12 protein-coding genes are annotated in these 14,397 nt (G+C 71.6%); 5 read left to right on the plus strand and 7 right to left on the minus strand.

The window, feature by feature from the left end:
- Positions 1-34 precede the first annotated feature (34 nt).
- Positions 35-1,750 carry a hypothetical protein gene (locus tag ACFYTT_RS18820; RefSeq protein WP_387260686.1) on the plus strand — a complete coding sequence of 572 codons (1,716 nt, stop codon included), beginning with the start codon at positions 35-37 and terminating at the stop codon, positions 1,748-1,750.
- A gap of 10 nt (positions 1,751-1,760) precedes the next feature.
- Here the strand turns inward: ACFYTT_RS18820 and coaE are convergent, their stop codons facing one another.
- Both coaE and rpsA read right to left on the minus strand, forming a co-directional pair.
- Positions 1,761-2,939, minus strand: coding sequence for a dephospho-CoA kinase (gene coaE, locus ACFYTT_RS18825; RefSeq protein WP_176094831.1), 1,179 nt, complete (start codon positions 2,937-2,939; stop codon positions 1,761-1,763).
- Between the two features lie 138 nt (positions 2,940-3,077).
- Complete coding sequence (rpsA, locus tag ACFYTT_RS18830) at positions 3,078-4,565, minus strand: 30S ribosomal protein S1 (protein ID WP_117227135.1); 1,488 nt, start codon at positions 4,563-4,565, stop codon at positions 3,078-3,080.
- Between the two features lie 328 nt (positions 4,566-4,893).
- Here rpsA and ACFYTT_RS18835 point away from each other — a divergent pair, with 328 nt between their 5' ends.
- The 4 genes from ACFYTT_RS18835 (at position 4,894) to ACFYTT_RS18850 (ending at position 7,589) form a co-directional block, all read left to right on the plus strand.
- Complete coding sequence (locus ACFYTT_RS18835; RefSeq protein WP_176094832.1) at positions 4,894-5,697, plus strand: class I SAM-dependent methyltransferase; 804 nt, start codon at positions 4,894-4,896, stop codon at positions 5,695-5,697.
- Positions 5,698-5,858: 161 nt separating this feature from the next.
- Entirely contained in the window at positions 5,859-6,287 is a 429-nt protein-coding gene (locus tag ACFYTT_RS18840) for a DUF3140 domain-containing protein (protein WP_357217326.1), read from the plus strand.
- Positions 6,288-6,397: 110 nt separating this feature from the next.
- Positions 6,398-7,150 carry an SDR family NAD(P)-dependent oxidoreductase gene (locus tag ACFYTT_RS18845; protein WP_387260690.1) on the plus strand — a complete coding sequence of 251 codons (753 nt, stop codon included), beginning with the start codon at positions 6,398-6,400 and terminating at the stop codon, positions 7,148-7,150.
- Positions 7,151-7,157: 7 nt separating this feature from the next.
- The gene (locus ACFYTT_RS18850; protein WP_387260693.1) at positions 7,158-7,589 is read left to right on the plus strand and encodes a MerR family transcriptional regulator; all 432 of its coding nucleotides are present in this window, start codon (positions 7,158-7,160) and stop codon (positions 7,587-7,589) included.
- A gap of 147 nt (positions 7,590-7,736) precedes the next feature.
- Here the strand turns inward: ACFYTT_RS18850 and polA are convergent, their stop codons facing one another.
- From polA to ACFYTT_RS18875, 5 genes are all read right to left on the minus strand, one after another.
- Positions 7,737-10,436, minus strand: a complete 2,700-nt coding sequence (gene polA, locus ACFYTT_RS18855; RefSeq protein WP_387260696.1) for a DNA polymerase I — start codon at positions 10,434-10,436, stop codon at positions 7,737-7,739.
- A gap of 124 nt (positions 10,437-10,560) precedes the next feature.
- Positions 10,561-11,271, minus strand: coding sequence for an ABC transporter ATP-binding protein (locus ACFYTT_RS18860; RefSeq protein WP_131053259.1), 711 nt, complete (start codon positions 11,269-11,271; stop codon positions 10,561-10,563).
- Positions 11,261-12,220, minus strand: coding sequence for an ABC transporter ATP-binding protein (locus tag ACFYTT_RS18865; RefSeq protein ID WP_176094837.1), 960 nt, complete (start codon positions 12,218-12,220; stop codon positions 11,261-11,263). Before ACFYTT_RS18865 ends, ACFYTT_RS18860 begins: the two co-directional genes overlap by 11 nt.
- On the minus strand, positions 12,213-13,370 hold the full coding sequence (locus ACFYTT_RS18870; RefSeq protein ID WP_131053257.1) for a branched-chain amino acid ABC transporter permease: 1,158 nt from the start codon (positions 13,368-13,370) through the stop codon (positions 12,213-12,215). Before ACFYTT_RS18870 ends, ACFYTT_RS18865 begins: the two co-directional genes overlap by 8 nt.
- Complete coding sequence (locus tag ACFYTT_RS18875; RefSeq protein WP_131053256.1) at positions 13,367-14,350, minus strand: branched-chain amino acid ABC transporter permease; 984 nt, start codon at positions 14,348-14,350, stop codon at positions 13,367-13,369. The genes ACFYTT_RS18870 and ACFYTT_RS18875 overlap by 4 nt, the downstream gene beginning before the upstream one ends.
- Positions 14,351-14,397 lie beyond the last annotated feature (47 nt).

The following is a 14,397-nucleotide window of genomic DNA, read 5'->3' on the forward strand; positions in this document are numbered from 1 at the left end:
TCACCCCGACCCGGTCCGGCCCGTTCATCCTCCCGTGACGGACACCTCACGACCGGCCTCCGACGACACCGGCCCCGAGCGACCCGGCGACCCGGCCGACGCCCACCCCCCGCCCGAACGCAGCGATGGCATCCGCGTCCCGCCCGACCGCTCGACGGACGCCCCCGCCGGACAGGGCAACCGCCGCCGCGCCGATGCCCGCCGGCACCGCGCCGGCCTCACCCCACCGGAGATCCTCGGTCTGTCCGGGACCGACCCGGCCGCCGCAGCACCCCGACCGCGCCCCGGCGTCCGACGGGCGGCCGTGGCGCACGGCATGCTCGACCCGACGGCCGGCAACCCGGCCGAGGACGACGACCTCGCCGGGACGACCCCGGCGGCCGGGCACTCCCGACAGGTCGCCGCCCGGCGTCGCCGCGTCGTTCTGGCCGCGCTCGCCCTGACCGCCGCCGCCTCCGCCGTCACCCTGGTCGCGACCCTGGTGAACTGGGCGCCCGCCGCACCGCCCGCCCGTGAGCTCACGGCCGCCGAGCGGGACCGGTTGGCCGCCATGCGGGTCGTCAACTACCGGGACGTCCGTGCCGGACTGCACCTCACGGTGAGCGGCACCGCCGGCCGCACCGATCTGCTCGGCTGGGTCGACTGGGCCCGCCGGCTGGTCTACCTCGACGTCAGCGGTCCCGGCGCCGGCCCGCTGCGCGGACTGGTCCAGGCCACCCCCACCGTGGCCGTGGTCCGCCCCGACCCGGAGGCCATGTCGACCCCCGCCATGCCGCCGTTGATGCCCCCGGGCGACGACTGGCGGCTCTGCGCCGACCGGAGCCTCGACCCGCTGCTGGGCCTGGTCTTCGACCTGGCCCTCGACCGGCCGGAACCCGCCGACGGAATCTCCGGCCGCTGGCTGCGACACGAGCAGGTCACCGGCGAGACGGTCGACGTGCTGGAGACGTCCCTGCCGCGCCCCGTCGCCACCGGCGGCGCCACCCCGACCGGATCACCCAGCGCCGCACCCCACACCGGCGTCGCCCGGTACTGGCTGGACACGACCGGACGGCTGCACCGGGTCGAGACCACCCTGCCCGGCGTCGGTCAGGTGAATCTCCAGCTGCACCGCGCCGACCGGCCCACGCTGCGCCCGGTCGACGCGCTGGGTGGCCGCCCCGGCCTGCCCCGTGCCCTCACCACCGCCGAACGGCACCGCTGGCAGCGGCTGCCCGCCCGGCTGCGCGCCGCCGGTGGTGCCACCGTCACCCTGGTCGGCCCGGTCGGCACCGACCTCGACCTGCGGGGCTCCGGCTGGTTGAGCTGGACGGCGGGCACCGCGTACCTGGGCGTCACCGCACTCGACGCGACGGACCGCCGCGTCCTGGTTCGGCACGGCCGGCGCACGGTGGCCCGGATCGAGACCCGACCCGGCGCGGACCCGGCGGCACGACCACCGCTGCCACCTCCGACCACCGGCTGGCGGACCGGCCCGCACCGCACCTCGGCCCTGGACCCGCTGGTGTCCGCCGCGCTGCGGGCCGCCCGGGGCACCGGCCCGCAGGGCAGCACCCGGCGGATCCGTGGCGACAGTCACCGCGGCGTCCCGGTGGACGTCGTCGAGGTCGAGACCGCCCGGGGACCGACCCGCTACTGGGTCGACCGCACCGGGCTGCTGCGCCGACTGGAGACCCGGACCCCGGCCGGGGCCTGGGCACAGCTCGACCTGACCACCGGGCGGACATCCCGGCTGACCCCGCCGACCTGAGAGCGACCGGTCAGGGACGCCACCCGGTCTGGGCGGCCCACTCCTCGGCCCGCAGGTGCTCCTCGTCGAACCACGGGTCCTTCGCCGTGGCGTACGTGCCGCTCTCCGGCGCGGAGGCGGCCAACTCCCGCTTGAGTCCCAGGTACGCGGCCCGCCGGTCCGGATCGGCCCGCAGGTGGTCGCGCATCAGCAGGGCGTACCGCCAGCCCGGTGAGCCGTCCTGGCGGATGTGCAGGTGCACCGGGCGGCCCGGATCGGCGCTGCCGTGCAACCGCTTCTCCCACCGGCCGCCGCCGGTGCGCGCGGTGTCCCACCACTCACCGGGCAGTCGGGGAAACCCGGCGTCGGCGAGCCGGTCGGCCATCGGTCCGTCCGCCTCGGCCAGCGACGACACGCTGAGCTGCACGTCGATGACGTCCTTGGCGGCCAGACCGGGGACCGCCGTCGACCCGATGTGGTCCACCCGCAGGTCGGCGGGGGCGACCGCGTGCCGGATCCGGGCGGCCAGCCGGGCGTACTGCTGTGGCCAGGTCGGGTCGGGCTCGGCCAGGCGCACCCGGTCCAGCCGGACCGGCCGTCGCTGCCGCAGGTTGACCTCGTAGGGCACCAGCCGGTCCTGCCAGAGCGCGTCGACCGTCGCGTGCAACTCGTCGAGGGTGCCGTCGTTGGTGAGCAGCACGTCCGCCGCCGCCGCGCGGCGGGCGTCGTCGGCCTGCGCGGCGATGCGCCGCTCCGCCTCACCCCGGCTCATCCCCCGGTCGCGGGCCAACCGTCGCAGCCGGGTCTCCACCTCCGTGCGCACCACGACCACCAGGTGGTACGTGGCGGCCAGCCCCACCTCCACCAGCAGCGGCACGTCGTTGACCACGACGGCGTCCGGTGGTGCCGCAGCGACCAGTTCCGCCGTCCGGGCCCGCACCCGACCGTGCACGACGGCCTCCAACCGGCGGCGGGCCGTCTCGTCGGCGAAGACCACCTCGCCGAGTGCGGCCCGGTCCAGCGCGCCGTCGGCGTCGAGCACCCGCTCGGAGAAGGCCGCGACGACCTCGGCCAGCCCGTCGGTGCCGGGGGCGACGACCTCACGCGCGATCCGGTCGGCGTCGACGAGTACCGCCCCGCGCTCGACCAGCCGGCGTGCCACCGCGCTCTTGCCCGAGCCGATCCCGCCGGTGAGTCCGATCTTCAACACGGCACCAGTCAACCTGACCAGGGCCGCCGCGCCAAGCCCGCGCGGCCGGCACGGGCGGGCGGGCCGGTCGACGGCGAGGGCCCCGCCTCGACCCGGATCATCCAGGTCGGGGCGGGGCCCGTCGTCGTCAGCAGCGGGTCACTTACCGCCGGCGAGCTTCTCCCGCAGAGCGGCGAGCGCCTCGTCGGTGGCCAGGGTGCCCGCGGGCTCCTCAGCCTGACGGCTGGGTGCCGCGCTGGTCGAGGTGGTGGTGCCGGTCGGGGCGGGCTGCGGGTTGGCAGCGGCCTCGGCCTCGGCGGCCCGAGAGGTCTGCACCTGCTTCTGGTGCGCCTCCCAGCGCTGCCGCGCCTCGGCGTACTGGTTCTCCCAGGTCTCGCGCTGCTTGTCGTACCCCTCGAGCCACTCGCCCGTCTCCGGGTCGAAGCCCTCCGGGTAGATGTAGTTGCCCTCGTTGTCGTACGTGGCAGCCATGCCGTAGAGGGTCGGGTCGAAGTGCTCCTCGCCCTCGACGAAGCCCTCGTTGGCCTGCTTGAGCGACAGCGAGATCCGGCGACGCTCCAGGTCGATGTCGATGACCTTGACCATGACCTCGGAGCCGACCTGCACGACCTGCTCGGGGATCTCCACGTGGCGCTCGGCCAGCTCGGAGATGTGCACCAGACCCTCGATGCCGTCGTCGACGCGGACGAACGCACCGAACGGCACGAGCTTGGTGACCTTACCCGGCACGATCTGCTGGATCGCGTGGGTGCGGGCGAACTGCCGCCACGGGTCCTCCTGGGTCGCCTTCAGCGACAGCGAGACCCGCTCGCGGTCCAGGTCGACGTCCAGGACCTCGACCTCGACCTCCTGGCCCACCTCGACCACCTCGGAGGGGTGGTCGATGTGCTTCCAGGACAGCTCGGAGACGTGCACCAGACCGTCCACGCCGCCGAGGTCGACGAACGCGCCGAAGTTGACGATCGAGGAGACGACGCCCTTGCGGACCTGCCCCTTCTGGAGCTTGTTGAGGAACTCGGTACGCACCTCGGACTGCGTCTGCTCCAGCCAGGCACGGCGGGACAGCACCACGTTGTTGCGGTTCTTGTCCAGCTCGATGATCTTGGCTTCGAGCTCACGGCCGACGTACGGCTGCAGGTCGCGCACACGCCGCATCTCGACCAGGGAGGCGGGCAGGAAGCCGCGCAGCCCGATGTCGAGGATGAGGCCACCCTTGACCACCTCGATGACCGAACCGCGGACGACACCGTCCTCGTCCTTGATCTTCTCGATCGTGCCCCAGGCCCGCTCGTACTGCGCCCGCTTCTTGGAGAGGATCAGCCGACCCTCCTTGTCCTCCTTCTGGAGGACCAGGGCCTCGATGTGGTCACCGACCGAGACGACCTCTGCCGGGTCCACGTCGTGCTTGATCGACAACTCACGAGAGGGGATGACACCCTCGGTCTTGTAGCCGATGTCGAGCAGGACCTCGTCCCGATCGACCTTGACGACGGTGCCTTCGACAATGTCGCCGTCGTTGAAGTACTTGATGGTCTCGTCGATCGCGGCGAGGAAAGCTTCCTCAGAGCCGAGATCGTCGACGGTGACCTTGGTGGCGCTCGAGGGGGCCTCGATGCTGCTCGTCATGTGGGCGGTTGCTCCGGTCGGATGGTGTGTCACAGCAGGCTGGTGTCGCGGTGACCTGTGCGCGCCAACGGATCCGCCGGCGGACCCACCACCCGGAAATCGCTGAACGAGATCGTGATGTGACTCCGTCGACCGCGCACCTGCTCCCTGCCGAGGCACGCGATCCGCGAGCGCATCGTCTACCCTACCCGCTGCATTACCACAGCGTGCAAGCCCTCCCGTCTCCTCATCACCTCACCACCCGCGAAAGCGGAGATTTCGGCCAGCCGACACCACGACACCCCGGCCCACCACAGCCCCACCCCCTCCCGACGCCTAGCGTGAGCGGGTGAACGACGACAACCGGGTGACCCGGCGCCGGGTCGGCGACGCCGAGATCCGCCGCGCCAACCGCCACTGGTGGGACACCGACGCCGACGCCTACCAGGCCGAGCACGGGGCCTTCCTGGGTGACGTGGACTTCGTCTGGTGCCCGGAGGGGCTGCGCGAGGCCGACGCCCGGTTGCTCGGCGAGGTGGCCGGACGTCGGGTGCTGGAGGTCGGCTGCGGCGCGGCGTCCTGCGCCCGCTGGCTGGCCACCCAGGGCGCCCACCCGGTCGCGGTGGACCTGTCCGCCGGCATGCTGCGCCACGCCGCGCGCGCCGCCGACCGCAGCGGGGTACGCGTACCGCTGGCCCAGGCCGACGCGCTGGCGCTGCCGTTCGCCGACGGCAGCTTCGACGTCGCCTGCACGGCGTTCGGCGCGGTGCCGTTCGTCGACGACTCGGCCGCCCTGATGCGCGAGGTGCACCGGATCCTGCGCCCCGGCGGACGCTGGGTCTTCTCGGTCACCCACCCGATGCGCTGGATCTTCCTCGACGACCCCGGCGAGGGCGGACTGACCGCCGTGCACTCCTACTTCGACCGGCAGCCGTACGTGGAGCAGGACGACACCGGCGTGGCCACCTACGTCGAGCAGCACCGCACCCTCGGCGACCGGATCCGTGAACTGGTCGGTGCCGGGTTCCGCCTGGTGGACCTGGTGGAGCCGGAGTGGCCGGAGGGACACGAGGGGCTCTGGGGGCAGTGGAGCCCGCTGCGCGGCCGGCTCTTCCCCGGCACCGCCGTCTTCGTCACCGAGAGACACGACTGAGATCGCGGAACGCGGGACACCTCGCCGGGGGCGCTCCGCCACCCGGTCCACGGGGTCGACGGCCACCCGCGTCGTTTCCGTGCCGCACCCCCGGGTAACCCGCGCCGTGGCCGAGACCGACTCGGGCCAGGACGTCGCCCACCACCCGGAGGTGTTGCGCCGTGAGCGGGACCGACGACCAGCAGACCTACCGTGAGTTCACCGACGCGGTGAACATGAAGCCCGGTGAGCTCCAGCAGTGGTTGGAGACGCCGGAGTCCAAGCACGTCGGTTGGCAGAAGAAGGGCACCGAGGGCGGCGAGTCGGTCGGCCACGAGTCCGGCCGCAAGATCGTCGACCTGCTCCGTCGCAAGCGGGACCAGCTCAGCGCCGCCGACTACAAGCACATGCGCAAGGTCGTCGGCTACGTCCGTCGCCACATGGCGCAGCGACCCAGCGGCGACGTCCGCGACACACGGTGGCGGTACTCGCTGATGAACTGGGGCCACGACCCGGTCAAGGCGCCGCTGCCCCCGCCCGGCGGCCCGTCCCGCAAGGCACTGGAACGGCACGGCAGCCCACCGAAGAACCGGCGCGGCCCGGCACGCTGACGTCGGCGAGTCCCGACACGCTCACCCCGGCCCGCCGCCCTCGGGCGACCTGATCCGGCGGAGGCATGGCTTGACCCTGCCGCTGACGGCAGGGTCGGACGATCGGCGCCATGATCGACCACACGCCACGCCGAGTCGTCGTCGTCACCGGCGCCGGCACGGGAATCGGCCGGGCCACCGCCCGGGCGTTCAGCTCCGCCGGGGCCCACGTCATCGCGGTGGGTCGCCGCACCGCGCCGCTGACCCAGACCGCGACCGACCACCCCCTGATCACCCCGCTGGCCGTCGACGTCACCGCCGCCGACGCGCCCGACCGGGTGGTCCGCGCCGCCCTCGACCGCCACGGTCGGCTGGACGTCCTGGTCAACAACGCCGGTATCGCCGGCGGCGGGGACCTGGCCGACCTCGACGAGACGGCGGCCCGCCGGCAACTGGAGACCAACCTGCTCGCCCCGGTCCGGCTCGCCCACGCCGCCGTCCCGGCGCTGACCGACGCCCGGGGAGTGATCGTCAACGTCACCACGGCGGTCGGGCAGCGGGCCTGGCCGGGCTCCGCGCTCTACGCCGCCGGCAAGACCGCCCTCGACTCGCTGACCCGCAGCTGGGCGGTGGAACTCGCACCACGCGGCGTCCGCGTGGTGGCGGTCGCGCCCGGCGCGATCGACACCCCGATCGGTACGCACCAGGGCCTCGACCCGCAGCAGCGGGACGCGGTACGCGCCTGGCAGCTCGCACACACCCCGCTGGGCCGGATCGGTGCCCCCGAAGAGGTAGCGTGGGCGATCCTGCGGCTCTGCGAACCGGCCGCGGCCTTCGTCACCGGAGTGGTGCTGCCGGTCGACGGCGGAGCGGTCGTCGCGTGAGAGGACGGTGCCCGGATTGCGGATCGGGGAACTGGCCCGGGCCACCGGCAGCACGCCCCGGGCGCTGCGCCACTACGAGGAACACGGCCTGATCGACTCCCACCGGGCCGCCAACGGCTACCGTGAGTACGACGACCGGGCCGTCGTCCGGGTCCGCAACATCCGTCACCTGCTGGCCGGCGGGCTGACCCTGACCGACGTCCGGGCGTTCCTGCCCTGCCTCGACGGGGACGTGGCCACGGCGGCACCCTCCCCCGCCGGGCTGCGGATCGCCCGGGACCGCCTGGCCGTGCTGGACGCCCGCATCGCCGCCCAGGTGGCGCTCCGCGACCGGCTCGCCGCCGCACTGCGCGCCGCCGCACTGCGCGCCGCCGCGCCGCCCATCGGCCACGACACCGCGACGCCGGCCGCCGCCCCGAAGGCCGCGCTCACCATCTGATCGCCAGCCGCCCGGCACGGCCCCGACGGACCTGCCCCGGAGACCACGATCGCCGCCCGACCGGCGAGCGCCGGTGCGGCCCGGCGGACATGCGCTCCCCGTCTGACCGCCACGACCGGGCCATAGGTAACCCGGTCTCGTGCGCGGTCAGTGGTCGGCGCTGTTCCAGTCCCGGCCCTCGCCGACCGACACCTCCAACGGCACGGAGAGCGGATAGGCCGCACCCATCTCGCGGCGTACCAGCTCCTCCACCGCCGTCCGCTCCCCCGGCGCCACCTCGAAGACCAGCTCGTCGTGCACCTGCAACAGCATCCGGGACCCCAGGCCGGCCTCCCGCAACGCGGTGTCGACGTGCAGCATGGCTACCTTGATGATGTCCGCCGCCGAACCCTGGATCGGCGCGTTGAGGGCCATCCGCTCGGCCATCTCCCGCCGCTGCCGGTTGTCGCTGACCAGGTCCGGCAGGTAGCGACGGCGTCCCAGGATGGTGGAGGTGTAGCCGTCCTGGCGGGCCCGCGCCACCACCTCCTGCAGGTAGTCGCGGACACCGCCGAACCCGGCGAAGTAGTCCTCCATCAGGCCCCGGGCCTCCTCGGCGGTGATGCCGAGCTGCTGGGACAGGCCGAACGCGCTCAACCCGTACGCCAGGCCGTAGTTCATCGCCTTGATCTTGCGCCGCTGGTCCGGGGTGACCTCGGTGACCGGCACCCCGAAGACCGACGAGGCGGTGGCGGCGTGGAAGTCGGCCCCGGAGTTGAACGCCTCGATCAACGCGTCGTCCGTCGACAGGTGCGCCATGATCCGCATCTCGATCTGGCTGTAGTCGGCGGTGAGCAGGCATTCGTACCCCTCGCCCACCACGAACGCGCGACGGATCCGGCGCCCCTCCTCGGTGCGGATCGGGATGTTCTGCAGGTTCGGCTCGGTGGAGGAGAGCCGGCCGGTGGCGGCCACCGTCTGGTTGAAGGTGGTGTGGATCCGCCCGTCGTCGGAGACCGACTTGAGCAGACCGTCCACGGTCGACTTGAGCTTGGCCACGTCCCGGTGCCGCAGCAGGTGGTGCAGCAACGGGTGCTCGGTCTGCGCGTAGAGCCACTGCAGGGCGTCGGCGTCCGTGGTGTACCCGGTCTTGATCTTCTTGGTCTTGGGCAGGTTCAGTTCACCGAAGAGGATCTCCTGAAGCTGCTTGGGCGAACCCAGGTTGAACTCCCGGTCGACCACCGCGTACGCGCCCTGGGCGGCGGCCTTCACCTCGGCGGCGAAGTGCGCCTCCAACTCCGAGAGGTAGCCGGTGTCGGCGGCGATCCCGGTGCGCTCCATGGCGGCCAGCACCCGCATCAGCGGCAGTTCCACCCCGGCCATCAGCCGCGCCGACTGCTCGCCGTCGCGGGACAGCTCGGCGTCGATCGCCTCGGCCAGGTCGAGCGTCGCCCGGGCGTGCACCATCAGGTTCTGCTCGGCCTCGCTGTCACCGCCCAACCCGTCCAGCGTGAGCTGGCCGTCGTCCGGGGCGTCGACCCGCAGCTCCCGGTGCAGGTAGCGCAGTGCCAGGTCGGTCAGGTCGTAGGACCGCTGGTCCGGACGGGCCAGGTAGGCCGCGATCTGGGTGTCGCGGGCGATGCCGGCCAGGGACCAGCCGTGCGCGCCGAAGGCCAGCACGGCCGGCTTGCTGTCGTGCAGCACCTTGGGCCGGTTCTCGTCGGCCAGCCAACCCGCCAGGGCCGTCTCGTCGTCCTGCCCCAGCGTGCTCGGGTCGAACCAGGCCGCCGCGCCGTCGCCGGTGGCCAGCGCCATGCCGGTGACCACGGCGGTGTGCCGGCGGTTGGGGCCGGTGTCCAGCTTCGCCGCGACGCCGACGGGCGTGCCGGGCGTCGCGTGCGTCTCCAGCCACCCGGCCAGCGCTCCGGGCGCGGCCAGCACCTCGCCGGTCAGGTCGAAGCCCGCCTCGGCCTCCGGCTCCACGGCGTCAAGGTACTGGTAGAGGCGGTCCCGCAGGATGCGGAACTGGAGGGTGTCGAAGACCTGGTGCACCGCCTCGCGGTCCCACCCCGACCAGCGGGCGTCCTCCGGCCGCACCGGCAGGTCGAGGTCGGTGACCAGACAGTTGATCTCGTAGTTGCGGATCACGTCGGCCAGCCGCTCGCGCAGACTGTCACCGGCCTTGCCCTTGATCTCGTCGGCGCGGGCGATCACACCCTCCACCCCGCCGTACGTGTTGATCCACTTCGCGGCGGTCTTCGGGCCGACGCCCGGGACACCGGGCAGGTTGTCGCTGGTCTCGCCGACCAGCGCGGCCAGGTCGCGGTAATGCTGCGGGCCGACACCGTACTTGGCCTCGATCGCGGCCGGGTCCATCCGCGCCAGGTCGGAGACGCCCTTGCGCGGATAGAGCACGGTGACCTGGTCGCCGACGAGCTGGAAGGCGTCCCGGTCACCGGTGCTGATCAGCACCGGCATGCCCTGGTCGCGGGCCTGACAGGCGAGCGTGGCGATGACGTCGTCCGCCTCGTAGCCCTCCTTCTCCACCACCGGCACCCGCAACGCCGCCAGGACCTCTTTGACCAGGCTGACCTGGCCCTTGAAGTCGCTCGGCGTCTCGCTGCGGCCGGCCTTGTACTCCGCGTACCTCTCGGTGCGGAAGGAGCGGCGGGACACGTCGAAGGCGACCACGATGTGCGTCGGCCGCTCGTCGCGCAGGACGTTGATCAGCATGGAGGTGAAGCCGTAGACGGCGTTGGTCGGCTGCCCGGTCGTGGTGGAGAAGTTCTCCACCGGCAGGGCGAAGAACGCCCGGTATGCCAGGGAGTGTCCGTCGACGAGGAGCAGGCGCGGCGTCGTAGCTGTCACGGCAGCGACTCTAGCCCGTGCCCCCGACACCCCCGGCGCGGCGGCACCGGCGGCCCCCCCGGAAACGTCGACGGCCGCCCGCCCCCGGACGCGGGGACGGGCGGCCGTCGACGGCACGCGGCGACTAGGCCACGCCCAGGTACGCCTCCTTGATCGAGGGGTCGTGCAGAAGCTCCTGCCCGGTCCCCTCCTTGACGATCCGCCCGGTCTCCAGGACGTACGCCCGGTGCGCGCGGGAGAGCGCCTGCTGCGCGTTCTGCTCCACCAGCAGCACCGTGGTGCCCTGCTGGTTGATCTCCACGATGATGTCGAAGATCTGCTGGATGATCATCGGGGCCAGGCCCATCGACGGCTCGTCCAGCAGCAGCAGCTTCGGCCTGCTCATCAGCGCCCGGCCGACGGCGAGCATCTGCTGCTCACCACCGGAGAGCGTGCCACCGGCCTGCTTGCGCCGCTCGCGCAGCCGGGGGAAGAGCTCCAGCACCTTCTCCAGGTCGGCGGCGATGCCGGCGTGGTCCCGCCGGGTGTACGCCCCCATGTCCAGGTTCTCCAGCACCGTCATGCCGGGGAAGATCTGCCGACCCTCGGGCGACTGGCACAGGCCCCGGACCACCCGCAGGTCGGCACGGAGCTTGCTGATGTCCTCGCCGTCGAAGGTGATCCGGCCACCGGAGAGCGAACGGATACCGGAGATCGCCCGCATGGTGGTGGTCTTGCCGGCGCCGTTGGCACCGATCAGGGCCACCACCTCGCCCTCGTTGACGGTGAGGCTGATGCCGTGCAACGCCTCGATCCGACCGTACGAGACGCTGACGTCGTTCAACTCAAGCAGCATCGGCGGGCTCCCCCAGGTACGCCGCGATCACCCGCGGGTCTCGACTGACCTCGGCCGGAAGACCATCGGCGATCTTGGTGCCGAACTCCAGCACCACGATCCGGTCGGTGACACCCATCACCAGCCGCATGTCGTGCTCGATCAGCAGCACCGTCACGCCCTTGTCCCGGATCCGGCGGATCAGCCCGAGCAGATCCTCCTTCTCGGCCGGGTTGAACCCGGCCGCCGGCTCGTCCAGGCAGAGCAGCTTCGGCTCGGTGCCGAGCGCCCGGGCGATCTCCAGTCGTCGCTGGTAGCCGTACGGGAGGTTGCGCGCCGCGTCGTTCGCCCGGTCGGCGATTCCGACGAAGCGCAGCAGCTCCATCGCCTTGTCCTCGGCGGCCCGCTCCTCCAGGATGTGGCGGGACAGACCGAAGGTCTTGGCGAAGGTACGCCGCACCTGCTGCCAGGTCCGCACGATCCCGCCGGAGGCGGTGACCTGCGGCAGCTCCTCCTCCTTGGGCCGCACCCGGTAGAGCCGGAACAGCGCGCCGGGCACGCTCGTCTTGTGCCGGGAGTCGGTCCCGACCATGACGTTCTCCAGCGCGGACATCTCCGGGAACAACCGGATGTTCTGGAACGTCCGGGAGATGCCCAACCGGCTGATCTGGTGCGGCTTACGGCCGGTGACCCGCTCACCGCGGAACCGGACCGCGCCCGACGTCGGCTTGTAGACCCCCGTCATCACGTTGAAGCAGGTGGTCTTGCCGGCGCCGTTCGGCCCGATCAGGCCGAGGATCTCGCCTTCGTTGATCTCGAAGCTGATCCCGTTGAGCGCGACCACGCCGCCGAAGCGCAGCGTGACGTCGTCGATCTCCAGCAGCGTCTTGCGTGGTCCCGGCTGCGCCGGGATCTTCGGCGCCGCCGTGGTCTCGGTCGCGTCGGACGGGGTGTTGGTCTCGTCAGACATGAGCGGGCGCCTCCTCTGCCTCCGCCGCACGGTCCTTCAGCTCGCGGGCCCGTCGCGTGCTGGGGATCAGGCCCTGCGGACGCAGGATCATCACCAGCACCATGGCCAGACCGAAGGCCAGCCACCGGTAGTCGGCGACCTCACGGAACCGCTCCGGAAGGTACGCCAGCAGCACCGCGCCCACCGAGACGCCCACCATGTTGCCGGACCCACCGACCACGACCATCGCCACGAACAGGATGGACAGGTTCACGTTGAACTGGGTCGGGTCGATGAAGGCGTAGCGGCTGGCGAAGAGGAAGCCGGCGAAACCGCCGAGCGCCGCACCGATGGCGAACGCCCAGAGCTTGAACTTGAACGGGTAGACGCCCATCACCGCCGCGGCGTCCTCGTCCTCCCGGATAGCCAGCCAGGACCGGCCGACCCGGCTGTTCTCCAGCCGGCGCACCGCGAAGACCATGAGCAGTACGACGGTGATCGCCAGCCAGTACCACGGCTTGACGTCGACCAGGCCGAAGATCTGGTTGTCCGGCGAGGGCGGACCCTCCGGGCCGGGGATCGCCGAGATGCCCTGCGGGCCCCGGGTGACGCCCTCCAGGTTACGGGCCACGATCCGGATGATCTCGCCGAAGCCGAGCGTCACGATGGCCAGGTAGTCACCGCGCAGCCGCAGCGTCGGCCAGCCCAGGATCACCCCGGAGATCAGCGACATCACCAACGCGATGAACACACAGATCGCCCAGGCCACCGCCCAGGTCGTCGGGAGGTTGAACTCCGCCTGGATCCACTTCACGACCGGCGAGTTCACCGAGCCGAACAGGGCCACCGCGTACGCGCCGATGGCGAAGAAGCCGATGTACCCCAGGTCCAGCAGACCGGCCAGGCCGATCACGACGTTGAGACCGATCGCCACCAGCACGTAGACGGCGCAGGTGAAGAGCACACCGGCCCAGTTGCTACCACCCGAGATCGAGTCGGTCCGCAGCCAGGTCAGGCCGGGAATGCCGAGCAGCGGCAGGTAGTAGAGGAAGATCACGAAGGCCACGAAGGACAGCGCCCGCTGCCACTTCGGCAACGCCCGCCACCGGTCGCCGACCGAGTGCAGGGCGTTGGTGCGCTTACGGTCCAGGTCACGAATCTTGTCGATCATGCTCGGGCCCTCCCCAGCGACTCGCCCAGAATGCCGGTCGGGCGGAACATCAGCACGATGACCAGCACCACGAAGGCGATGACGTCCTCCCAGTTGGACGCGAAGATGGTGGCGCCGTAGACCTCGACGATGCCGAGGAACAGCCCACCCAGTAACGCGCCGCGTAGGTTACCGATGCCGCCGAGAACGGCTGCGGTGAACGCCTTGAGGCCGAGCACGAAACCGATGCTGTTCTGCGTGAAGCCGAAACGCATGCCCCACAACAGCGCCGCCGCGCCCGCCATGATGCCACCGAGCACGAAGATCAGCATGATCACGCGCTCCTGGTTGACGCCCATCAGGGCCGCCGTCTCCGGGTTCTGCGCCACCGCCCGCACACCCCGGCCGTACCGGGTGCGGTTGATGAACCAGTCGAGCACCGCCATCATCGCCACGGCGGACACGATCACGATCAACTGAACATTGTTGATCTCCGTGTTGCCGATCGTGAAGAGCGTCTTCTGCTCGATGATCGTCGGCATGCCGAGGATGATCCGGCCCCGGCCGAACATGGACGGCACCAGGTCGCCCAGCAGCTTCGGCAGCACCAGGCCGAAGACCTCCACCAGTACCAACGACAGACCGATCGCGGTGATCAGGAAGATGAGGGGCGGCGCGTTCTTGCGCCGCAACGGTCGGTACGCGACCCGTTCGATCGCCAGAGCCGTACCGCCGGAGGCTATCGCCGCGACTATCAGGCCGAGTACCAGGAAGAGCACCGCCTGGCCGAGCGGCGGGTTGTTCTCGACCCCGAGTGCGGTCCAGAGGCCGAGCACCGCGAAGGTACCGACCATGAAGACCTCGGAGTGAGCAAAGTTGATCAGGCGCAGGACGCCGTACACCAGGGTGTAGCCGAGAGCGATCAGGGCATAGATCGCCCCCTTGGACAACCCGTCGACGGTGTGCTGACCGATGTGGCTGAAGAGGTCCGCGAAATTCACCAGGTCTCCTTGCATCGAGTGCGGCCGGGGGATCACCCCGGCCGCAC

Origin of the sequence: Micromonospora sp. NPDC003816 (assembly GCF_042874705.1) — a bacterium.
GTDB lineage: Bacteria > Actinomycetota > Actinomycetes > Mycobacteriales > Micromonosporaceae > Micromonospora.

Excerpts from the sequence above, each read along its gene's own strand:
- ACFYTT_RS18865 (WP_176094837.1), bottom strand. The coding sequence starts at position 12,220 with ATGTCTGACGAGACCAACACCCCGTCCGACGCGACCGAGACCACGGCG.
- ACFYTT_RS18870 (WP_131053257.1), bottom strand. The coding sequence starts at position 13,370 with ATGATCGACAAGATTCGTGACCTGGACCGTAAGCGCACCAACGCCCTG.
- ACFYTT_RS18845 (WP_387260690.1), top strand. The coding sequence starts at position 6,398 with ATGATCGACCACACGCCACGCCGAGTCGTCGTCGTCACCGGCGCCGGC.
- ACFYTT_RS18860 (WP_131053259.1), bottom strand. The coding sequence starts at position 11,271 with ATGCTGCTTGAGTTGAACGACGTCAGCGTCTCGTACGGTCGGATCGAG.
- rpsA (WP_117227135.1), bottom strand. The coding sequence starts at position 4,565 with ATGACGAGCAGCATCGAGGCCCCCTCGAGCGCCACCAAGGTCACCGTC.